Raw genomic sequence first — 22,401 nt, forward strand, 5'->3', positions numbered from 1 at the left:
TTATGAATATCAGAATGGAAATCAAGCAAAATTATGAAGCGCTCAACCAAAGTCAAAAAAGGGTGGCGGATACTTTTTTGCGACATCCTGATGTTCTGACGATGAGCATTGCTGAAATTGCAGCACAGTCGGATACATCTGCTTCCGCTATCACACGGTTTGTTCGTAAATTTGGCTATGATGGTTTGGATACATTTAGGATTGCCATGGCACAAAGTTCTCATACTGTGGCTTCAAGCGATATCATAGAGATTGATCCCATTGTCCAAAAAAATGATGACTTATCAATGATTATTGATAAGGTTGCTGTTATGCTCTCCACGACGGTTTCAGATACTGCTAATTTTCTAGATGAGAAAGTGATACAAGATGCTATTTTTGCTTTGAAAAAAGCGAGGAGAATTTATCTTATTGGTGTAGGTTCATCAGGTGTCATTGCTTATGATTTGGCTCACAAATTTAACCGTGCTGGTTTTCTGGCTTTGCATAGTTGGGATGGGCATATGGTGATGGAAAATTTGGCTTACCTCAATGAGCAAGATGTTGTTTTAAGTTTTTCTTACTCTGGAGAAACAAAAGAAGTGTTGGCTGCTTTAGATATTGCGCGTGAACGTGGTGCTCAATCTTATATTATTACTAAAAATCAGTCAGATGAACTGAGTGAGCGTGTGAGTGGTGTGATTGCGATCCCTACAACAGAGCACTTGTTACGGGTAGGCGCGATTGCTTCTTTTGAGTCATCATTTCAAGTAGCTACAGTGTTATATCTCGGTGTTATTGAAGAGATGATTGGACCGAAATTGACGGAGCGTATGAAGGAAACGGCTGAAAATATAAAAAAAATTAAATAAAGCGAGAAAAAATTGAATAAAATTGAGAATTTATCTACAGAAGGACGTAATCCGAATTCCATGAATTTAGACCAAGTTTCGACTTTAGAAATGGTTAAAATCATGAACAATGAAGATGCGAAAGTAGCAGCGGGGATTGCAGCTGTATTACCTGAAATTGCTCGAGCTATTGATCATGCTGCTGAACGTTTCGCGGCAGGCGGTCGTATCATTTATATAGGGGCAGGAACGAGTGGTCGGTTAGGACTTTTGGATGGTGTTGAATTAACGCCAACTTACAGCGTTCCCGCCACACGGGCTTTTGGAATTATCGCAGGAGGGGACGAAGCAGTTTACAAGGCTATTGAAGGTGCCGAAGACTCTCGTGAACTAGGATTAGCTGATATAAAAGCAGTTGAGCTAACGCCTCAAGATATATTGATTGGGTTATCTGCAAGTGGCCGGACGCCCTATGTTTTGGCAGCGTTGGAATATGCCAAAAAAGTGGGCGCACTGACGATTTCAGTATCTGCAAATCCAAACAGTGAAATGGCTGCCGTAGCTGATGTAGGGATAGATGTTGCTGTTGGTCCTGAAGTTATTACAGGTTCAACCCGTATGAAATCAGGAACTGCACAAAAGATGGTGCTCAATATGATTTCTTCAGGAATTATGGTTAAAACAGGTAAGGTTTACCAGAATTTGATGATTAACGTCCAAGCGACAAATGAGAAATTAGTGAATCGTGGGATTCGTATCGTTTCTCAGGCGACAGGCGTGAGTTTCGAAGAGGCAGAGAAGGTCTTTTACGAGTCTGGGGAGCGTGTTAATGTCGCAATTTTGATGCTGGAATTAAATGTTTCAAGCATTGAAGCTAAAAAGTTACTTAAGGAAAAAGATGGGAATATTGCCAATGTTATCCGAGAAAGCAAGTAATATTTTTAAAATGTTGGAAGCTGCAGTAGTTCGGGAAGATACACCTGGCTTTGCGGCTTTTTATATGGAAAATCAAGACAGTCAAACAGTATGTGGTGGGACAATAGATTATGATGAGGGAGTCACGTCATCGTCCCTTTATGACATGGCTAGCCTAACTAAAGCGGTCGGGACAACAACGCGTATCCTTCAACTCATAGACCGCGAAGAAATATCTCTTTCAGATTCGATTGGCCATTTTTTTCCTGTGCTTACAGAGTTGAAAATAACAATCGAAGACCTTCTCTTACATCGTGCGGGATTTCCTGCGGACTTCACAGATAAAACAGACTTTTCACAAGACTTTTTTTGGAACTTTTTGAAGAAAACTGACCTCCCTTTGCCTAATGAAAGGTACACGATTTACTCTGACATTGGTTATTTACTCCTGGGAGAAATCATTGAAAAAATAGACGGTTGTGGACTTGAGGAGAGTTTTCGCACTCATGTCTTTGAGCCTTTGGGTATGGTATCGACGACCTATTTTCCAAATGAAAGTTCTGCTGTACCGACAGAGATTACGCTATCTCGAGGTAAGATTAAAGGTATTGTTCACGATGGGAAAGCCTATCTCTGGGAAAAAGAAGCAGGTCATGCGGGACTTTTCAGCACGATTGGAGATTTAGAAACTTTTGTTAGAGCAGTTTTTTCAGGGGATATTTTATCTGATGAGCTGTTAACGACTTTGCAGACACTCGAGGTTTCGGGGCGGACACTAGGCTGGCTTTCTCGTGGTGCTGGGCAGCTCTATCATACAGGTTTTACGGGAGGTGTAATATGTTTAGATCTTTTACAGATGCGTGCTTTAGTTGTGCTGAGTAATCGAACATATCCTAATCGGGAAAACAAGAGTTATATTTGTGTTCGCCAAGATATAATAGAAAAATTTTTTGAAAGTGAGATTTAGGAAAGATTCCAAGATACTTTAGCTTTATGAGATAAAATAAAAAAATCTGCATTGAAGCAGATTTTTTATGACCGAATTTCCATAATATCCTCAAGCCCCAAACGAAAGCTTGGTTGGCCAGTTTCCTCAGAAGTTCCAAAAGGGATGATGAGTTCTGGACGGTATTTTTTATCGACGTTGAGAATCTCATTGATTTTTTCTGTGCGTTTATAGCCAAGGACAACATTGGCCTTATAACCTTTATCATAGATGGCATAGAGCAAGTTCATTGTGACAAGGCCAGTTGTCATAGACATATAGGTATTGAGATATTCAGAATCAAAGCTATTTACATAAGCTTGATAGCGTTGGGTCAAACGTTCAATGTCAAGACTTGACAGCTCGTCACTTCCACGCTCGCTAATAAGTCTAAGGCGTTCGGCATATTGACTGTCCGCAAAAATCATGATCAAGCCACCTGCTGTTTCAATCTGCTCATGGTTTGAAGGATTGACTTCTTTTAAAAGTTCGGCTTTGGCTTCAGTTGAATCAATAACGACAAAGTGCCAACTTTGTATATTGATGCCTGAAGGGGCTAAACGGGCTATTTTAATAATGTCTTTAATCTCTTCGAGAGGGACTTTCTTTTTATCAAACTTTTTGACCGCATGGCGTGAGTGAGCTAATTTTAAATATTCCATTTCTTTCGCTTTCTACTTTTTACTAGAGCTATTTTAGCAAATAAACATCGAAATCACATGAATTGAAAATGAGGATAATATGGTAAAATGGAAGAATGGAAAATACGAAAAAAATAGCTGAATTGCTAAACATTAAAAGTTCACAAGTTCAAAAAGTACTTGAACTTACAGCAGAAGGTAACACAGTACCTTTTATTGCCCGTTATCGTAAAGAAGCTACAGGAAGCTTAGACGAAGTTGAAATCAAAAAAATTATTGACGAAAATGACAGCCTGACAAAACTTTCGGATCGTAAAACAGCGGTTCTGTCCAAGATTGAGGAGCAAGGAAAATTAACGGATGCGCTTAAGACTCAAATAGCAGCGGCTGAGAAGCTGTCCGAAGTTGAAGACCTTTATCTTCCTTATAAAGAAAAACGTCGCACAAAAGCCACAGTGGCGAAAGAAAACGGTCTCTTCCCTCTTGCGCAACTCATTGTTAAAAATACACCAAGTCTTGAAGAAGAAGCAGAGAAGTATACGAATGAAACTTTCGCTACGGCAGCAAAGGCACTTCAAGGTGCGATGGATATTCTGGCAGAGGCGATCTCTGAGGATGCTAAATTGCGGAGCTGGCTTTTGAGTGAAGTGAAACAAAACAGTCTCTTAGAAAGTCGTCTGAAAGAGCAAAGCCTTGATGAGAAAAAAGTGTTCCAAATTTATTATGAATTTGCGGAGAAAATCTCTGAACTTCCAAACCACCGTGTGCTTGCTTTAAATCGTGGCGAAAAGATGGGCGTTCTTTCTGTGAAATTTGAACATAATGAAGATAAGATTTTACGCTTTTTTGAAAATCGTTTTGCTGCGCGAAACAACAAATATATGAGTTTAGCTATTAAAGAAGCAGTGAAGAAAAAGCTGCTTCCAGCGATGGAACGTGCAGTGCGTGCCGAATTAACAGAAAAAGCTGAAGATGCAGCTATCGAAGTGTTTGGTGAAAATTTGAAAAACCTGCTCTTGGTGGCACCGCTTAAAGGGCGTACAGTGATGGGCTTTGACCCTGCTTATCGTACAGGAGCAAAGCTTGCCATTGTTGATGCGACAGGTAAACTCTTGACGACAACTGTCATCTACCCCGTAAAACCTGCCAATGCGAGTCAAATCGCCCAAGCCAAGAAGGATTTAGCAGCGCTTATTTCTAAATATAAGGTTGATATGATAGCTATTGGTAATGGAACAGCCAGTCGTGAATCCGAAGCATTTGTGGCCGAAGTCTTAAAAGAAAATAGCCTGTCTGATGTCTTTTATGTCATCGTGAGTGAATCTGGGGCTTCTGTTTACTCGGCTTCAGAGTTGGCGCGTGAAGAGTTTCCGGACTTGACGGTAGAAAAGCGTTCGGCTATTTCCATTGCAAGAAGGCTGCAAGATCCTCTGGCTGAGTTAGTGAAAATAGAACCAAAAGCTATTGGTGTAGGGCAATATCAACATGATGTTGCAGAGAAGAAACTTACCGAAAACTTGGACTTTGTTGTCGAAACTGTGGTCAACCAAGTTGGTGTCAATGTAAATACAGCCAGCCCTGCGCTTCTTTCACATGTTGCTGGTTTTAACAAAACCTTAGCCAATAATGTCGTAAAATTTCGCGAGGAAAATGGAGCGCTCGCGAGCCGTGTACAGTTGAAAAAAGTCCCTCGTTTAGGTGCGAAAGCTTTTGAGCAGGCAGCGGGTTTCCTTCGTATTCCTGATGCAAAGAACTTTCTTGATAACACTGGAGTCCATCCAGAGTCATATAAGGTGGTCGAAAAATTACTTGAAACACTTAATATAGCTTCTCTCGATGCGAATTCCGCAGCAATTTTGAAAAAAGTAAATATTGTGGAAATGTCAGAAAAACTTGGTGTTGGTCGCGAAACGTTGACAGATATTATTGCTGATTTGACAAAACCAGGACGTGATTTACGTGACAATTTTGATGCACCAATCTTACGTCAAGATGTTCTTTCCGCGAGCGATTTACGTGTGGGCCAAAAACTTGAAGGAGCAGTGCGTAACGTTGTCGATTTTGGTGCCTTTGTGGATATTGGTATTAAAAATGACGGATTGATTCACGTTTCTGACTTGAGTAAAAACTTTGTGAAAAATCCTCATGAAGTTGTTGCTGTTGGACAAATCGTAACTGTTTGGGTAAAATCCATTGACCAAGAGCGCGGTAAGATTAATTTAACTTTGGTTGAGCCACGTGAACAATGAGGAATTAACAGACCATGTGCGTCAACTTTCTGTAGAGAAATTTGCGCGTCCATTTCTGCATACTGCCCAGTGGAATAGTCGTCTACGCAGTACGGGAGGCCGCTTTTTTCCTAAGGATATGCATTTGGATTTTAACCCTAAAATGGCAAAACGAGCAGAGTTTGATGGTATTATTCTCCATGAGCTGGTTCATTATCATCTCTATGCCCAGCAAAGAGGTTATAAGCATAAGGACAAGGAGTTTAAGGCATTACTTGCTCAAGTAGGAGGTTTGCGTTATGCTCCAGCGATAGGAGAAGCTAAACATATTTATGTGTGCCAAAGCTGTCAGCAGCTTTATCAACGTCAACGTAAAATTGATACAAAAAAATACGCCTGTGGCAAATGCCGAGGCAAACTAAAAGAACAAGGATAACTTCTTGTTCTTTTTTCTTTGCTCTTTTTAGTGTTAATTTTCTTTTTTTCTCGTATTAGTTAGTGAAGGATTTATCACGATTTTTAAGGAGAGAGACGATTGAAAAGTAAAAAAAAGATGATGATGTTTTTAGGATTAAGTTTGCTACAAATACTTATTGCTGTGTTTATAGTTGTGAAAAGAGAGGACTTTATTTATCTATTACCCGCAAAAGAGCCACAAGTATTAAGAGATTTAGCCTATGACAAGGACAAACGCTTGGGCTACACCATTCACATCAAAGAAGAAGGAAAGTTGGTGCCCTATCTGGTGCTCACGAAAAATTACATTAATCAAGGCAATGTCTTGTTGCTTCGCAAATACCTGCTAGATCCACCCATGTCTTTTCGAGATGGTTGGAAGGAAGCTTATTATGGCCACAGTATACCGGATGCCTTTATGCACAAGGACTTTATCAAGCGTTTGTCTAAAGGTATACAAGAAAATATTCCTCTCACAGAGCTAGGGATAAAGCCTTCAGAAGAAAATGCAGGAACGGGGCACATAGAAAAAATAAAGCGGCAACTTTTCTTGCTTTCGGACGTTGATGTAGGGAATTATAAGCATAGAGTTCGTTTTGAAGATGACCGTAACTTACTGTATTTTAAACGAAAAGGTGGAGTAAAAGAGGACAGGTTAGCTTATTCAGATGGGGATTCTACCCCTTACAGTTGGTGGCTCCGTACTGCCTTTGCGACGGATTCTGCAGTAGCAAAGGTCATTAATTATGAAGGTAAGTTTGGAGGAAATGGTGTTGCCTACATCTCTTATGTCCGCCCAGCTTTCACGCTTCCACCAGAAACAGAGGTAGAGAAAAAAGAGAGCGATGGGCAGACAATATATGTGCTTAAGACAGATAAATAAAGGAGAAGAAGATGTTTAAAAATTTATGTTTATTGTTATTTGTGCTGTGTCAACCCATATTTTTTGGTACACGTGTATCTGCTACAGCAGTGAAAGATTTGGATTTAAGTATCAGTTTATCAGAAGTTCAAAGACAAAAGATAAGCTTTGAAGCTCCCGATGACAGTAAAAGAAATCAGTACAGCATTTTTCTGATGGATAGCTCCAGAAGTATGGGTGGAAGAAGCGTCAAGCAGACCAAAGATATGGTTGGCAAGTTTGTAAAAGAGTCGGGTGCGTCCAAGCAGGAGCACCACATTGCTCTTGTGAGTTTTGGAGATGAGGCAACTCTGCTTCAAGCTTTTACTCCCGATGATAAACAACTGTTGTCCGCTTTGGAAAAGATAGAAACGCAAGGGAAGACCAACTTATACAGTGGTTTGAAACGTGCAGAGCAGCTCTTGCAAGAAGTCAATGATGCTGGGCAAAAAAATATCTTCATCATCAGTGACCGGACACCAACCACGGGTGAAAAAGTAAATACAGGAAAGTATGGAAACAAAGACATCTACAGCTATCAGTTTGCCAATGCGGCGGATAATCTGGCGCAAAAGATGAAAGAAGAACAACAGATAAGCTTTCGGACTTTCGTATTTATGGATAAGATTGCGGATTCGACCAAAGCATTTGCCCGAACCTTTTTCCAAAATATCCAAACAGATGGTGCCTTTGATTTTAAAGATGTACAAGATATGGATTTTGTTTTTAAAAGTAAGGAGGCAGGCAAGGGGTTTCAATCAGGGACTTTTAACTATGGTTCCGTACCTTCTGGAAAAGACGGCAAGGATTCCCAAGCCGTCTACCACTACAGTGATTCTTATTTTGAGCAGAGTGCCTATGCTTATCGCAAGGAAAAAAATCGTCCTTATGACCCACGACTAGCGACCATGTCCCTCAATCTAGAGCTGGCTGCTTGGTCCAGTATCCAGGAAAAAAACTATCTTTTAAAAAATAGAAATGCGAAGCAGCTGCTGGAAGAAATCGGTTTTGAAAAATTCAAGGCTAACCAGCATTTTCAAGAAAGACCCTCGAAAGACTCGATTGGTGCGGTCATTGCCCAGAAAAAACTGACGGTCAAAGAAGAGGACTACACCTTGATAGCTCTAGCCATCCGAGGAGGGGGTTACGAAGCAGAGTGGGCCAGCAACCTGACTCTGGGATGGTCAGGCGAGCATCAAGGTTTTAGAGAAGCCAGTGAAAAAGTGCTGACTTTCTTAGACCAATACTTGAAAGAACACAAGGTGACAGGCAAGATAAAGCTCTGGATTAATGGCTATAGCCGTGCGGCCGCAGTGACAAACCTGACGGCTGGCGCTTTAAACAAGGGACGTAAGCTAGCCAGTGGTAAACTCAAAGCAGAAGAAATGTATGCTTTCTGCTTTGAAGCACCTGCGGGGACTTTGAAGGGAACAGGGAATGACGATAAGCGACACGATAATATTGTCAATATTATTAATGTAAATGATGTGGTGACTAAAGTTGGACCGGAGGTCTATCCGTTTGAGTTTGCGCGTTATGGAAAAGATGCACGTTTACCTGATAGGAGCACTGTTTCAACGGTGGCTTATGAAGTTGCCAAAAAGCGAATGGAAGGGGAACTGAAAAAGTTAGATTCTAACTTAATCTATAAACTCGAAGAATTTCGTGCTAAAAAGGTTAGTATACTGGATATTTTTGACGGTCTGATTGTGGATGACCCAAAGGGGAAAGAGATGAACGAATCTCTAGACGATATCATCAGCACCTTTGCGATCGAGCGGATAAAGAACAGAGATAAGTATACCAACAAACATCAAGAAGATATGAGAGTACTGGCGGAACTCTATTTCACCACACGGGAGGAAGAGAGGAAAGAACTTTTACATAGTTTGGTGAAAAACTTTATCGTTTCACGTTTATTGGGCACCCCGATAAAAGAAATCAACAATCTGGTGGAAGGGAGCTTGCGAAAGATAGGTTTAGCAGGTCAGTCAGGGGTCAAGGTGGAGTCCTTAGTCAATACTGTCAAAGAGTTATTACTTGAATTTGCGGTTTCACACCCCAATCTCTCAGTGACCCTTGTATCAAACTTAGCCCCAGTTGCCCAAGCCCATCATCCTGACCTTTGCCTCGCATGGTTGAGGGCGCAGGATGAAAATTATCAGAAGGAAAAGATTGAGGCTCCTGAGCCAAGCAAAACCTCAAAACTCCTCCTAATAGCAGGAGATGTAGACATCAAGGTAAAACGTGAAACAGGAGAAATGGAGGAGTATTCGACGGATGAAGTCATGGAGCTTTCCACTTCAGCAGCAGAAGATACGACGGTCCTTGTCCAAGCCAGTGAGGCGACAAAGGTGGATTATACGGTACAGACCATTGACAACACGGACGGAAGTGTGATGCTTACAGAAGAGTTTGAGGATTTAGAGATAGGAGCGGGTGAAAAAATTGAGATAAATCTTTATAAGGAATCAGAAAATAAAGCTACAGAACTCGTCAAGGCTGGAGAACAGTTAACCGCAGAGACGAGTGGTAAAGAAGAGGCATCAAAATATTATGCGACAAAGATTAAAGTAGAAGACGAAAAACTAGGCTCTACTCTAGGAGGCGGAATGACTCGCTTTGCAAACTATTCGCCCTTATATGCTCTTCCACGAGAAAATGCGGAGTTTGTGGGTTGGTACAAAGGAGATGTGCTTTTATCTTCGGAAAACACTTACCAGCACCAAGTAAAAGCTGAGGAGGAACTTGTTGCGAAGTTCAGAGAGGTAAAGTCACATGACCAATAAAAAATTATTTTTACTTATTGCTTCACTTTTCCTAACTATTGTTCTCTCAATTGTCCTCATAAAGAGAGAGGAACTCGTGTATTTACTTCCTGCAAAAGAACCCCAAATCCTAAGAGATATAGCCTATGACAAGGATAAGCGTTTGGGTTATACCGTTCATATTAAGGAAAATGAGAAGCTAGTGCCCTATCTGGTGCTCACGAAAAATTATATCGGACAAGGTAATGTTTTGCTTTTAAGAAAACACCTCGTAGATTCCCCCATGTCTTTTCGGGATGGTTGGGAAGAAGCCTACTACGGACATAGTATACCGGATGCCTTTATGCACAAGGACTTTATCAAGCGTTTGTCTAAAGGTATACAAGAAAATATTCCTCTTACAGAGTTGGGGATAAAACCCTCAGAAGAAAATGCAGGAATGGGGCATATAGAAAAAATAAAGCGGAAACTTTTCTTGCTTTCAGACATTGATGTAGGAAATTACAAGGGTAGAGTGCGTTTTGAAGATGACCGTAACTTAATGTATTTTAAGCGAAAAGGGGGAGTAAAGGAGGATAGGTTAGCTTATTTAGAAGGGGATTCTACCCCTTATAGCTGGTGGCTCCGTACGGCTTTTGCGACAGCCTCCACAGTAGTTAGCGCAGTTAACTACGAGGGAATGTTATCAGGCGGGGGCGTAGTCTACCCCGCTTATGTCCGCCCAGCCTTCACACTTCCACCAGAAACAGAGGTGGAGGAGAAAGAAATCAATGGGCATAAGGAATATGTGCTTAAAATAAATAAGTAAAGAGGTCGGGGTAAAAATTAACATTGGACGCCTTTCGCTTAAAGTTTTAAAAATAAAATCGCTCACCAATGCATGTAAGAATATCGTGTTCCAATATCTTTTTTCTTGACGAAAAAATTTGCATGTCGTAAGAAAAAAGCGTAAAATAGAAAAAATATATTTTTATGGGGGCTCTAATCTAATGCTTAATTCAGAAACCATTGCTTTAATGCCGAAAGTTGAACTTCATTGTCATCTTGATGGTTCACTCAGTTTGCCTTGTATTAAGCAGCTGGCTAATAACATAGGGTACGATTTAAATATGAGTGATGATGAAATACTGAATTGTGCACAAGCGCCAGAAACGACTCAAAGTCTTTTAGAATATCTGGAGCGTTTTGACTTCGTTCTTCCGTTACTACAAAGCTATACTAATCTTGAGCTGGCAGCTTATGATGTGGTTCGTCAAGCTGCTGAGGATAATGTCAAGTATATTGAAATTCGCTTTGCACCTGGTCAGCATCTGGAAAAAAATCTTGAACTTGAAGAAGCTGTAGAAGCTGTTATTGCTGGTGTTTCTCGTGGTGAAGAAGACTTTGATATTGTCGCAAATGTTCTCCTTTGTGGTCTTCGTCAGGTGCCAATCGAGCGTTTGGATAAGTTGGTTCCGCTTTTTGATGAGATAAACGATGAACATTTGGTTGGCTTTGATATGGCAGGCGATGAGGTAAACTACCCTCAAGTAAAATTTAAAAACTTGCTGGATAAGGTGACATGTCGTGGGGTACAAGTCACACTGCATGCGGGAGAATGCCCTGGCTGTGAACAAAACATTATTGATTCTGTCGAGATGGGAGCAACACGTTTGGGACATGGCATCATGACGAAAGAGCTTCCAGACTATCAACATATTTTGATAGAGTTGGGTATCGTTTTGGAAATGGCACCAACCAGTAATTTTCAAACAAAAGCTATCCGCCATCTTGAAGAATATCCTTTTTTAGAATTGTATAAGAAAGGTCTTCATGTAACCATAAATACTGACAATCGCACAGTAAGTAATACCAACTTGCAAAAGGAATATGAGAAAATTGCAGCGTGGTATGATTTTCAAGTGAGTGATTTTGAAAGAATCAATCATTATGCTATTGATGGTGCCTTTATTAGTGAGGAAGAAAAAGAAACTCTCCATCAGCGGTTTTCTATTGAGTATGCCCAAATAAAAAAAGCTGAGTAACATCAGCTCTTTTTAATGAAGCAAAAGAACGAAAGTAAAGAAAAGAAGAAAGCCACCAAAAAACAAGCTTATTACATCTTGTCTTCTTTCGTTTTTCTGAAAGGCATGATAAAGCAACAGTCCTATCAAACCACCAGAGGTATTTGTGATGATGTCGGTTATATCGGTGGCTCCGATGCCGAGAATAAATTGAAGAATTTCGACAAAAAGACTGACAAGGAAGATTGCCCCCCATTTTCCAAAAAAGCTCCGTTCTGAAAAGCGGCCCATAAAAAAACCGAAAGGGATAAAAATAAGGACATTAAAAAGGATTTCTAAACGTCCACCAGAAGCATCAAAAGGTGACACATTTAGGCTGCGGGAAGGGAATAAATGGGCTGTATTTATCGTATGTGCAATGTCAAATTTAAAAAGAATCCCCCAAAATAGAAATAGAAGATAATAAGCAAAGATAATTTTGGAGAATTTATACATGAAAGCCCTCAGATATTTAAACATTTTTTATCCTTAATTATAGTAAAATAACTGAAAATAAGCTTAATGCGCCTAGAATAGCAAATAAAAAACCACATCTTCTGATGTGGTTTTTGTATTATTTTTCATCAGGTGTCATAATCATCGGAACGATGAGTGGACGACGTTCAGTTTGCTTATAGAGGAAAGGAGCCAGTGCTTCACGCATCGCGCGTGCAACGACAGCTTCGTTAACATTTTCTGTATTGAGCATGGCTTCACGGATAGCGTTGAAAAGTACACGCTGACCGTTACGGATTAAATCCCCAGACTCTCGCATGTAGATAAATCCACGGCTTAACATATCAGGGCCTGCAAGGACTGTTTTATTTTTGAAATCTACAGTGGCAACAGCCAGGACAATACCATCTTCAGCAAGCTCATGACGGTCATGAAGCACTGCATTACCGACATCACCAATACCTGAACCGTCAACATAAGTATCCGCAGCAGGGAAATGATCAGCATAACGTGCTGAATCAGCAGTTAGGGCAAGAACATCACCATTTTCAAAAATGAAACAATTTTCTTTAGGGACACCAGTATCCTGGGCAAGTCCCGCATGAATTTTTAACATACGGTACTCACCATGAACAGGCATGAAGTATTTTGGTTTAATCAAACGGAGCATTAATTTTTGTTCCTGTTGACCTCCATGACCGGAAGTGTGAATGTTATTCATCTTACCATAAACTACGGTTGCGCCAGCTTCAGTGATTGTGTTGGCCAACTGGTTTACACCATGTGTGTTACCAGGGATTGCATTAGATGAGAAGACAACGGTGTCTCCCATTTGCAGTGTGATATGGCGGTGCATACCATTGGCGATACGGCTTAGAGCAGCCATTGGCTTACCTTGAGAACCTGTACACATAATGAGCAGTTCACTTGAATTGTATTGATTTACTTCATTTGGCTCAATGAAAGTCCCTTTAGGGGCTTTAATATATCCAAGTTCAAGGCCGTTAACGATAGCTTTTTCCATAGAGCGACCGAAGACAACAATCTTGCGTCCAGTTTTCACAGCGCCATCAACAGCTTGTTGTAAACGGAAAATATTTGAAGCAAAAGAGGCGAAAATAATGCGTCCTTCAATGCGCTCAAAAATCTTCATGATGTTTTGACCAACAACTTTTTCAGAGTGAGAGAAAATTGGAATTTCGGCATTGGTTGAGTCTGAGAGAAGAAGCAAAACGCCTTCTTCACCAAGAGCGGCCATGCGGTGCAAGTCAGCAGGTTCACCAACGGGTGTAAAGTCAAACTTGAAGTCACCTGTAGCTACAACCTTACCTTGAGGTGTTTCAACAACAATTCCCAAAGGTTCTGGAATGGAGTGGGTTGTGCGGAAGAAGTTAACACTTAAGTTGTTAAACTTAATTTCGCTATCTGCATGGATTTCAAAGAGTTTTGCATCACGCAAAAGACCATGTTCTTCCAATTTTCCACGAATTAAAGCAAGGGACAAAGGACCTGCATAGATAGGGATATTGGCCTGCTTAAGCAAAAAAGGGATACCACCGATGTGGTCTTCATGTCCGTGGGTAATGAAGAGACCCTTGATACGATCGATATTTTCGACAATGTAACTATAATCAGGGATAACATAATCGACACCCAAGAGGTCATCTTCTGGGAATTTTATACCGGCGTCGATGATGATAATTTCATCTTGATATTCGACACCATAGGTGTTTTTACCGATTTCGCCCAGTCCGCCAATGGCGTAAACTGCGACTTCTTCGGAGTTAATTTTTAATGGTTTAATCATTGTTTTCTTTCTATACATATTTGTATGACAAAATCACTTTAGAGTTGTGACTTTCGTCCCTTTCTAAAGTGTTTTGCAGTAAATCTTTTGATGATGCGGGTTGCAAGCATCTTCTTTTAATTAAAAGCTTGTAATTTCAAGGCCACCGTTTTCTTTTTCATATTCAACGGCTTCGTCTGATAGTGAATCGATAAATTCAACGTGATAGTCTGTGTTTGCAGCCAAAAGTTCGCGTGCTAAGATAACGCCTTCACGTGTATCTGTAACATCGAGGTCAAGGTAGAGAACCTTGGTTGTTTCACGACGTGGTGAACGAGTTTTGTCTTCTTGGTAAAATGCTTTGAAAATCATATTATATTTGAGCGAATAAAAATTCGCCTTCCTTTCTTTTGTTTCCGAGTGTTTCAGTTTTACAGTTACTTCCATTTTAGCATAAAATGGGAATAATGAAAAGTAAAGGTTTATAGAGCCAAAGCATTTACAGCAAGAAAAGCTTTTTCAAAGAAGTAAAAGACAGACAAAAAATTAAGCAAAATTAATGGTACTACTTTGTCATAACTAAATAAAAATTTAAAATAGCAAATCGAAAAATTTCAAGACATATAAAAAATGTTATAATAGATGCTATCGTATACTTCTAGATGTTAAAAAAGAGCTGTATGCTTTGGGCTGACTTGCGTAAGCGATAAGTTTAAAAATGCCTATCAAGCTGCAAGTATTAGGGTATAATAAAACAAGAAGAATGGAGAATATAATCTCGTGAAAATTTTAGCTTTTGACAGTTCGAGTAAGGCCTTGTCTGTGGCACTTGTCGATAATGATGTTTTGTTGGGAGAGATTACTCTAAATTTAAAGAAAAATCATAGCACTACTCTGATGACATCTGTTGACTTTCTGATGCACCAATCCGCAGTAGAAGCGAGTGAACTTGATCGTATTGTCGTAGCTCAAGGCCCTGGATCTTATACTGGTTTGCGCTTGGCAGCAACTGTCGGAAAGACACTTGCCTACAGTTTAAATAAGGAAATTGTTGGTGTTTCAAGTCTTTTTGCTATTGCGAGAAGACTGAAAACAGATCGAGCTATTGTTCCTGTGATGGATGCGCGTCGTGGTAATGCCTATGCTGCTCTTTACCAAGGGGAGGAAGAAATTGTTCCCGGACAGCATTGTGTCTTTCACGAATTCTTAGCCCACTTAGACAAGGATCTTCCGCTTGTGTTTACAGGTGAAACAGAAAACTTTGTGACTGAGATTGAGGCTGCAGGATTTACAAATTTTGAAATTATTGAAGACAGTTTAGATAAACTACCTTCAGCTTATCAAATCGCTCTATTTGGAAAAAAACTAGAACCTGTAGCGGTTCATGGCTTTGCTCCAAATTATTTGAAAAAAGTTGAAGCAGAAGAGAAATGGTTGGAGACACATGAAGAATCTGAAAACGCTACTGGCGAATATGTTCAAAGGATTTGAACCGCGTCGCTATCTGAATATGGATGAGGTAGATTTTAAGTCAAATATTGAGGGTGTAGATTATCGCTTGGCAGAGCGTAAAGATATTGTAGACATGCTCGCGATTGAGCGTGATGTCTATGATGGAGAAGTTCCGTGGACTTTTTCGCATTTTGAGCACGAGATTGTTCAAGATGAGAATGCTTTCTTTGTTTCGGCAGTAGTTAATAGTAAACTTATTGGTTTCATTGGAATCCGTCTTACTGAACGCGGGAAAGTCGTACATATCACGAATCTTGCAGTTGCTGTAGCCTATCAAGGAAAAGGAGTTGGGAGTAATCTCGTCAATCAAATGATTCGTCTGATGACACTTCTTGGTAAGCAACAGATGACGCTTGAAGTGCGTCGGGATAATACAAAAGCCCAAGGGCTTTACCGCCGTTTAGGTTTTTCAACAGGAAAGCTGATTTCTCACTATTATGAGGATGGTGGCGATGCTGTATGGATGTCGAGACAGTTGAGAACTGAACATGAAAATTAAACGATTTGATTCTGCAAGGTTAGATACGCGGGACATAGCTCTTAAACTAAAAGAAATTCTAGACCTTTGTTATGGAGAGTCACCTTGGTCTGAAGTTTATCTCCTTAGTAATCTGAAAAGGGATGTCTATTTTCTAGCAGAAGTAGATGATGAGATTGTTGGTTTTCTAGCAGTTCAAGTGGTCATGGAAGAAATGGAGATTACCAATCTTGCAGTGAAGCCAGAATTTCGAAGCAAAAAAATAGCAAGTGCCTTAATGGATCAAATCAATAACTTTTCTGGTACCCTTTTTTTAGAAGTAAGGAAATCCAACAAACTGGCGCAAAATCTCTATAAAAAATATAATTTCGAGGCTTTTTATACCCGAAAAAACTACTATTCGCACCCGACAGAAGATGCGATTCTAATGAGGAAGATACAATAAAATGAATGATAAATATATATTAGCTTTCGAAACCTCTTGTGATGAGACATCTGTCGCCGTTTTGAAAAATGGCACAGAACTTCTCTCTAATGTTATCGCAAGTCAGGTCAATAGCCATAAACGTTTTGGCGGAGTAGTCCCTGAGGTGGCTAGCCGACATCACGTGGAACAAATTACTGCTTGTATTGACGAAGCTCTAGAGCAAGCTGGAATTACTGCAAAAGAACTCTCAGCTGTAGCTGTAACAGAAGGTCCAGGACTTGTTGGGGCTTTACTTGTGGGTATCATGGCCGCTAAAACTTTTGCCTGGGCCAACAAGCTCCCATTAATCCCCGTTAATCATATGGCTGGTCATCTTATGGCTGCAGCTTTGGTGGATACCATTGAATATCCAGCCATGGCTCTTTTAGTCAGTGGTGGCCATACGGAGTTAGTTTATGTAGAATCTGAGGGAAACTACAAAAAAATTGGTGAAACACGGGATGATGCAGCAGGGGAAGCCTACGATAAAGTCGGCCGTGTCATGGGATTAACTTATCCTTCAGGTAAGGAAATTGATGAGTTGGCACATAAAGGAGAGGATACTTATGCTTTTCCACGTGCAATGATGACTGCAGCAGATGGTTTGGAAATGTCTTTTAGCGGTCTTAAATCGGCATTTATCAATCTTGTTCATAATGCAAAACAGCAAGGGCAAGATTTAGTAGCGACTGATTTAGAAAATTTGGCGGCCAGCTTTCAAGCAGCAGTAGTCGATGTCTTGATTGCGAAAACAAAACGCGCACTTGAACAATACCCGGCCAAAACCTTAATCGTTGGTGGAGGTGTATCTGCTAATCAAGGATTACGTGAGCGCCTTGCAACTGATATGAAGGATATTAAAGTTATTTTGCCACCTCTTCGCCTATGTGGTGATAATGCTGGGATGATTGCTGCTGCGGCAACTGTCGAGCTAGAAAAAGAACAGTTCGCGGATTTGTCACTTAATGCGCGCCCTAGTCTTGTATTTGGTGATATTTGAGCATAAAAACACTCAGAATACTTCTGAGTGTTTTTATTTTTTTACGACAGGCAACCAAATTTCGCCGTAATAGCTGCCATCAGCTCGCTCTTGTCGATAAGCAAGATGTGGACCACCAAGATAAGCGTAATCTACAACTTTAGGAAGGATTTTACGAAAAGCTTGATAAGACAGATGTTCAAAGATTTTTCCTTTATCTGCTGTATCAGCAATCACGATATAGTCATTTTCAGGAAATTTAAGTAAACGACAATCCTCCTTTAATCCCTTTCGGCTTTCCACTGCAAAATAATTCCAAGGTTTTCCGAGGTAATCCGTATGAACAGACCACTCACGCTCGTTTTTAGCGCTTTTTTTGAGTTTTGCTAAACGACCATTTTTTTGCAGACTGGTCTCAAATACTTCTCTTTCAAGGGCTAAAGAGTGATAGTCTTGCAGTGAAGCTTGAATAGGAAAACCATATGCCGATAGGATAAAAGAGTTTTTATGCTCAAGAGTATAATCAATCATAATCGCTCCTTAATTAACGACGCTTAGTTCATGGATTGAACGGCCTTCATCATCAAACATTTCTAACCAACTGTTTGTTCCAGCAAAGTAGAGAAAATGACCGAGTTCGTTGACAGAACGTAGGATAATGTCTTCAGTGGTGGTCCAAGTTTCAGGATTAAATTTTTCTTTGTTTTCTTCCCTAAGGTTTAACGCAAATTTTGCAGTGAAGCCAAGCGTACCATCGCCCCTTTTAGGCGCTGCATCATTAGGCAGCATTTTTGCACCTGCAAGCAGACGCATTTCGGTAGATTTTTGCCAGATGACTGTGCCTGATGTTCCTTCATGTTTAATATGAAATGGAATATCTGAGATAGCCTTTTTCCAGCGGTGTTGCGCTTTAGCGGAAAAAGCTTTCTTCTTTGCGAGTTTAAAACCGAACGCTTCAAGGCTAGGCAAAAATTCATCAGCAGCCTTACTACAGAGGGTGTAGACATTCGAGGGGAGTTTAATCCTTTCAGGAAAGACGGCTAACTTCATAGAAGCTTCTTGAGCTTTGTCGAGGAGAAAAGCTTCAAGATAGGCAGTGTCTATTTCATATGCCTTAGGATCAAGGACAATAACTTTATCAAATTCCACCTTAGGGATTATTTTTTTATCGGCAGCAATCATAATAATCTGGCTTTTTTTCGTTAGAAAAAATATTTCGCCTTGTTTGAGGGCAAAACTACTATTATTACTATCAAAGATACGGATCGTGGCACCAGAAGAAAGCTCAAGAAGGAGCTTTCCCTTTTCATCAATCGTTACTGAAAACTTTGTTTTTTTCATAACTTTATTTTAACAGAAAAGTCTATTTTTTCATCTTTTTTTGAATATACTTTATCTTGTCAAAGAAATTCTACTTATTTAAGCAAGTTTTTTTGATACAAATGAAAAATAGTCTATTTAATAATTTACGTAAGCACCTTTAAAAATTAAATGTGGGAAAGCAAAGCTTTTCTCGAAATTTTCTAAACAATTTGCTATAATTAAGTAAACTAACGAAAAAGGAAGCGAACAACATTATGGCAGTAAAACGTTTAATTGAAACATTTGTACCAGAAAATTATAAAATTTTCCTTGATATTGACCGCAAATCAAAGACTTTTAAAGGTCAGGTAGCGATCAAAGGTGAAGCTAAAGCTGAGACCATTTATTTCCACCAAAAAGATTTGAACATTACTAAAGTTTCTGCTTTTAGTGTTGAAGCAGATTTTACTGTGGATAATGCCAACGAAGAACTTACAGTTAAAGTTGGCCAAAAAGGTCAAGTGACTGTTTCGTTTGAATATGAAGGTAAAATCACAGATAATATGATGGGAATTTACCCTTCATATTACGAAGTAAATGGTGAGAAGAAAATGCTTATCGGTACCCAATTTGAATCGCATTTTGCCCGTCAAGCTTTCCCATCAATTGATGAACCAGAAGCTAAGGCTACTTTTGACCTGTCAGTTAAATTTGATGAAGAACCAGGTGATATTATCATTTCCAATATGCCAGAACTTCTCAATATCGAAGGGATTCACGTCTTTGAACGTACAGTTCGTATGAGTTCTTATCTTCTTGCTTTTGTCTTTGGAGATATGCAGTATAAAAAAGGACGTACAAAATCTGGTGTAGAAGTAGGTACTTTCTCAACGAAAGCACATTCTGAAGCTGTCTTAGATTTTCCTTTAGATATCGCGATTCGTTCCATTGAATTTTACGAAGACTACTATAAAACACCTTACCCATTGCCACACAGCTGGCATGTTGCACTACCTGACTTCTCAGCGGGTGCTATGGAAAACTGGGGCTGTATCACTTATCGTGAAGTCTGCATGCTAGTTGACCCAGAAAATGCTACAGTTGCCAGCAAACAGTATGTAGCAACAGTTATTGCGCATGAGTTGGCGCATCAATGGTTTGGTGATTTGGTGACAATGCGCTGGTGGGATGACTTGTGGCTCAATGAATCATTTGCCAACAATATGGAATATGTGGCCATTGATGCCATCGAACCTGATTGGAAGGTTTGGGAAAGCTTCTCTGTTAAGGAAGCCAGCCTTGCTTTAGATCGTGATGCTACAGATGGTGTTCAATCTGTTCACGTGGATGTTAACCATCCTGACGAAATTGGCACACTCTTTGATGCTGCTATTGTCTATGCTAAGGGCTCACGCTTGATGGTCATGCTACGTAAATGGTTGGGTGATGAAGACTTCTCTGCAGGATTACGCAAATACTTTGAAACGCACCAATACGGCAATACCGTAGGTGATGATCTTTGGGATGCACTCTCAAGTACATCAGGTAAAAATGTAGGTGAATTTATGCATTCGTGGGTAAACCAACCAGGTTATCCTGTCTTGACTGCGGAAGTTGTGGATGATACGCTTGTTTTAAGCCAACAACAATTCTTCATTGGTAAAGGTGAAGATAAAGGACGTTTGTGGCAAATTCCATTGAATACAAACTGGAAAGGTTTGCCAGATACATTGACTACGGAAAAAGTTGAAATTCCAGGATATGCGGCACTTAAAACTGAGAATGAAGGTCAACCGCTCTTCTTCAATGAAGCACATGCAGCACATTATATTATTGATTATAAAGGTGAACTTTTAGATAATCTTGTGGCCAACCTTACAAAACTTGAAGATATTACGAAATTCCAAATTCTTCAAGACCGTAAGTATCTTGCCAAAGGTGAGGTTATCAGTTACCCTGATGTTGTGAAAATCTTACCTGCCTTTGCTAATGAAGAAAGCTATATTGTCAATCAAGCGCTCAACCAAATTTTTAGTGAATTAGACATCTTTATTGACGATGACTCAACTACAGAAAAATCATACAAATCACTTGTAGGTAAAGTTTTTGCTAAAAACTATGCACGTTTGGGATGGGAGAAAAAAGCTGGTGAATCAGCTGGAGATGAAACTTTACGTGGCACAGTGCTCTCACGTACACTCTACTCTGAAAATCCTGAAGCAGTAGAAAAAGCAAGTGAGATTTACGCAGCGCATAAAGACAATGTGGCAACTATTCCTGCAGATATTCGTCCAATTGTCTTGAATAACGAAATTAAAACAAGTAATTCTGCGGAACTTGTAGCTTCTTATATGGATACTTATGTGAAAACAAGCCTCCAAGAACTAAAACGTGAATTAGCTGCAGCTGTAGCCAATGTCCGTGATGAAGCAGCAATTAAAGGACTCTTGGAAGATTTCAAAAATGCGGATATTGTTAAACCACAAGATATTGCATTCTCTTGGTTCTACCTCTTAGCCAAAGACTTTGCTCAAGATGCTGCATGGACTTGGGAGCAAGAAAACTGGGATTGGATTGCCGAAAAACTTGGGGGTGATATGAGCTATGATAAGTTTGTCATCTATCCAGGTAATGTCTTTAAGACAGCCGAAAAGTTTGAAGAATATAAAGCTTTCTTTGAACCAAAATTGAGTAACCCAGGGCTTAAACGTTCAATCGAGATGGCCATTAAACAAATTGATGCGCGTGTATCATTGATTAATAATCAAAAGAGTGCAGTTGAAGCTGCCATCGTAGATGTAGAAAAAGAATTGTAAAAAAAGACTTCTTAGAAATCAGAAAGCGCTGAATTCTAAGAGGTTTTTTTCTCTATAGAAAACTTCTGTAAACATCTAAAACCCAATGTAAAAGAAAAGCCTTGAAATTGAGAATTATCTGAACAAGGTATGTGGTAAACTATAAAAGTAAAAAAATTAACAGAGTAGGGCCAATGCGTTAAGTGCTGTGAAATGGGATGTCGTTCACAGACGAAACTTGAGTTTTTCAAGTGCGGTAGAGGCTTGCATCCGCTGATTCTCATATAATCAGTTACTCACCAGATCCTTGGGAGGTACTATATGAAAAGATTTACTGTGAAGCTGTCACTCATACAGCTTGTTTTTTTGGCGATTTTGCTGGCATTGTCCATCATTTTACGTTCTTTTACTTTTGGGAGCAGTTTTTGGAAGTTATCGCCAGGATTTATTGCTGATGGTTTGATTGGCTTCTTTGTTGGCCCTTTATGGGCAGGTTTAGCTTTAGGGCTGGGTGATATATTTGGCGTTTTGTTCCGAGGAAGTATTTCCTCGCCAGGTATGACTATAACAGCAGCTTTAGTCGGCTTTATCTATGGTTGGGCTTTTTATAACAAGAAGTTCAGTCTAACACGAGGTACAGATTGGCTCTACATTTTAGCTGTTGTAAGTGTAACAATGCTTCTTCAAACCGTGTTACTTAATACTTTTTGGCTTTCGCTCATGTATCAGACACCTTTTAAGGTTCTCTTAGCTACGCGACTTCCTTTGCTTGTACAGATTCCTATAAGAACGGTTATTTTCATGTTGGTATTTGATAATATTCAACGTTTACCGCAGATTATGAGGCGTCTAAAAACATAA

At 39.9% G+C, this 22,401-nt stretch carries 21 protein-coding genes and 1 riboswitch; of the genes, 15 read left to right on the top strand and 6 right to left on the bottom strand.

Going from position 1 to position 22,401, the window contains the following annotated elements:
* Window positions 1–2 precede the first annotated feature (2 nt).
* Genes VNN39_RS04440 through VNN39_RS04450 form a run of 3 tightly spaced genes read left to right on the top strand, consistent with a single transcriptional unit; the run spans window position 3 to window position 2,712 of the window.
* Window positions 3–851, top strand: coding sequence for a MurR/RpiR family transcriptional regulator (locus VNN39_RS04440; RefSeq protein WP_017369657.1), 849 nt, complete (start codon window positions 3–5; stop codon window positions 849–851).
* A 12-nt stretch (window positions 852–863) separates the two neighbouring features.
* A complete protein-coding gene (gene murQ / locus VNN39_RS04445; protein WP_213496607.1) occupies window positions 864–1,766 on the top strand; it encodes an N-acetylmuramic acid 6-phosphate etherase in 903 nt (300 codons plus the stop codon).
* Complete coding sequence (locus VNN39_RS04450; protein WP_339007257.1) at window positions 1,729–2,712, top strand: serine hydrolase domain-containing protein; 984 nt, start codon at window positions 1,729–1,731, stop codon at window positions 2,710–2,712. Before murQ ends, VNN39_RS04450 begins: the two co-directional genes overlap by 38 nt.
* A 65-nt stretch (window positions 2,713–2,777) precedes the next feature.
* On the opposite strand, the gene VNN39_RS04455 is transcribed toward VNN39_RS04450, so the two are convergent.
* Window positions 2,778–3,392: a nitroreductase family protein gene (locus VNN39_RS04455; RefSeq protein ID WP_339007259.1), complete on the bottom strand. Its 615-nt coding sequence runs from the start codon at window positions 3,390–3,392 to the stop codon at window positions 2,778–2,780.
* Window positions 3,393–3,487: 95 nt separating this feature from the next.
* On the opposite strand from VNN39_RS04455, the gene VNN39_RS04460 reads away from it, so the two are divergent.
* The 6 genes from VNN39_RS04460 to add all read left to right on the top strand — a co-directional run bounded on the left by VNN39_RS04460 (window position 3,488) and on the right by add (window position 11,748).
* Window positions 3,488–5,620 (top strand): Tex family protein, encoded by a 2,133-nt coding sequence (locus VNN39_RS04460; RefSeq protein WP_270741009.1) that lies wholly within the window; start codon window positions 3,488–3,490, stop codon window positions 5,618–5,620.
* Window positions 5,601–6,035, top strand: a complete 435-nt coding sequence (locus VNN39_RS04465) for a SprT family protein (protein WP_165711903.1) — start codon at window positions 5,601–5,603, stop codon at window positions 6,033–6,035. The genes VNN39_RS04460 and VNN39_RS04465 overlap by 20 nt, the downstream gene beginning before the upstream one ends.
* Before the next feature lie 99 nt (window positions 6,036–6,134).
* Entirely contained in the window at window positions 6,135–6,938 is an 804-nt protein-coding gene (locus VNN39_RS04470; protein WP_270741011.1) for a DUF6273 domain-containing protein, read from the top strand.
* Window positions 6,939–6,949: 11 nt separating this feature from the next.
* Window positions 6,950–9,745: a VWA domain-containing protein gene (locus VNN39_RS04475; RefSeq protein WP_339007261.1), complete on the top strand. Its 2,796-nt coding sequence runs from the start codon at window positions 6,950–6,952 to the stop codon at window positions 9,743–9,745.
* The gene (locus tag VNN39_RS04480) at window positions 9,735–10,532 is read left to right on the top strand and encodes a DUF6273 domain-containing protein (protein WP_165714567.1); all 798 of its coding nucleotides are present in this window, start codon (window positions 9,735–9,737) and stop codon (window positions 10,530–10,532) included. The genes VNN39_RS04475 and VNN39_RS04480 overlap by 11 nt, the downstream gene beginning before the upstream one ends.
* Window positions 10,533–10,713: 181 nt before the next feature.
* Window positions 10,714–11,748: an adenosine deaminase gene (add, locus tag VNN39_RS04485; RefSeq protein ID WP_338997988.1), complete on the top strand. Its 1,035-nt coding sequence runs from the start codon at window positions 10,714–10,716 to the stop codon at window positions 11,746–11,748.
* A 12-nt stretch (window positions 11,749–11,760) separates the two neighbouring features.
* On the opposite strand, the gene VNN39_RS04490 is transcribed toward add, so the two are convergent.
* The 3 genes from VNN39_RS04490 to VNN39_RS04500 form a co-directional block, all read right to left on the bottom strand.
* Window positions 11,761–12,222: a VanZ family protein gene (locus VNN39_RS04490; protein ID WP_165711907.1), complete on the bottom strand. Its 462-nt coding sequence runs from the start codon at window positions 12,220–12,222 to the stop codon at window positions 11,761–11,763.
* Between the two features lie 118 nt (window positions 12,223–12,340).
* The gene (gene rnjA / locus VNN39_RS04495; protein ID WP_339007263.1) at window positions 12,341–14,029 is read right to left on the bottom strand and encodes a ribonuclease J1; all 1,689 of its coding nucleotides are present in this window, start codon (window positions 14,027–14,029) and stop codon (window positions 12,341–12,343) included.
* 120 nt (window positions 14,030–14,149) lie between these two features.
* Window positions 14,150–14,380 carry a DNA-directed RNA polymerase subunit epsilon gene (locus VNN39_RS04500; RefSeq protein ID WP_017369648.1) on the bottom strand — a complete coding sequence of 77 codons (231 nt, stop codon included), beginning with the start codon at window positions 14,378–14,380 and terminating at the stop codon, window positions 14,150–14,152.
* A gap of 408 nt (window positions 14,381–14,788) precedes the next feature.
* On the opposite strand from VNN39_RS04500, the gene tsaB reads away from it, so the two are divergent.
* The 4 genes from tsaB to tsaD are packed head-to-tail and all read left to right on the top strand — an operon-like array spanning window position 14,789 to window position 17,464.
* A complete protein-coding gene (tsaB, locus tag VNN39_RS04505) occupies window positions 14,789–15,499 on the top strand; it encodes a tRNA (adenosine(37)-N6)-threonylcarbamoyltransferase complex dimerization subunit type 1 TsaB (RefSeq protein ID WP_165713524.1) in 711 nt (236 codons plus the stop codon).
* Window positions 15,483–16,019: a ribosomal protein S18-alanine N-acetyltransferase gene (gene rimI, locus VNN39_RS04510; protein ID WP_017369646.1), complete on the top strand. Its 537-nt coding sequence runs from the start codon at window positions 15,483–15,485 to the stop codon at window positions 16,017–16,019. Before tsaB ends, rimI (VNN39_RS04510) begins: the two co-directional genes overlap by 17 nt.
* Window positions 16,009–16,443, top strand: coding sequence for a ribosomal protein S18-alanine N-acetyltransferase (rimI, locus tag VNN39_RS04515; protein ID WP_096369028.1), 435 nt, complete (start codon window positions 16,009–16,011; stop codon window positions 16,441–16,443). The genes rimI (VNN39_RS04510) and rimI (VNN39_RS04515) overlap by 11 nt, the downstream gene beginning before the upstream one ends.
* 1 nt (window position 16,444) lies before the next feature.
* Window positions 16,445–17,464 (top strand): tRNA (adenosine(37)-N6)-threonylcarbamoyltransferase complex transferase subunit TsaD, encoded by a 1,020-nt coding sequence (gene tsaD / locus VNN39_RS04520; RefSeq protein WP_096369029.1) that lies wholly within the window; start codon window positions 16,445–16,447, stop codon window positions 17,462–17,464.
* Window positions 17,465–17,497: 33 nt separating this feature from the next.
* Here tsaD and VNN39_RS04525 read toward each other — a convergent pair whose 3' ends face one another.
* Entirely contained in the window at window positions 17,498–17,974 is a 477-nt protein-coding gene (locus VNN39_RS04525; RefSeq protein WP_096369030.1) for an effector binding domain-containing protein, read from the bottom strand.
* Window positions 17,975–17,983: 9 nt separating this feature from the next.
* On the bottom strand, window positions 17,984–18,784 hold the full coding sequence (locus tag VNN39_RS04530) for a hypothetical protein (RefSeq protein ID WP_338997993.1): 801 nt from the start codon (window positions 18,782–18,784) through the stop codon (window positions 17,984–17,986).
* Between the two features lie 236 nt (window positions 18,785–19,020).
* On the opposite strand from VNN39_RS04530, the gene VNN39_RS04535 reads away from it, so the two are divergent.
* Together VNN39_RS04535 and VNN39_RS04540 are read left to right on the top strand one after the other, a co-directional pair.
* Window positions 19,021–21,561 carry a M1 family metallopeptidase gene (locus VNN39_RS04535; RefSeq protein ID WP_338997994.1) on the top strand — a complete coding sequence of 847 codons (2,541 nt, stop codon included), beginning with the start codon at window positions 19,021–19,023 and terminating at the stop codon, window positions 21,559–21,561.
* 158 nt (window positions 21,562–21,719) lie between these two features.
* A riboswitch (THF riboswitch) is annotated at window positions 21,720–21,818 on the top strand.
* A gap of 43 nt (window positions 21,819–21,861) precedes the next feature.
* Window positions 21,862–22,401, top strand: a complete 540-nt coding sequence (locus VNN39_RS04540; protein ID WP_338997995.1) for a folate family ECF transporter S component — start codon at window positions 21,862–21,864, stop codon at window positions 22,399–22,401.

Origin of the sequence: Lactococcus formosensis, from assembly GCF_037892375.1 — a bacterium.
GTDB classification, from domain to species: domain Bacteria; phylum Bacillota; class Bacilli; order Lactobacillales; family Streptococcaceae; genus Lactococcus; species Lactococcus formosensis.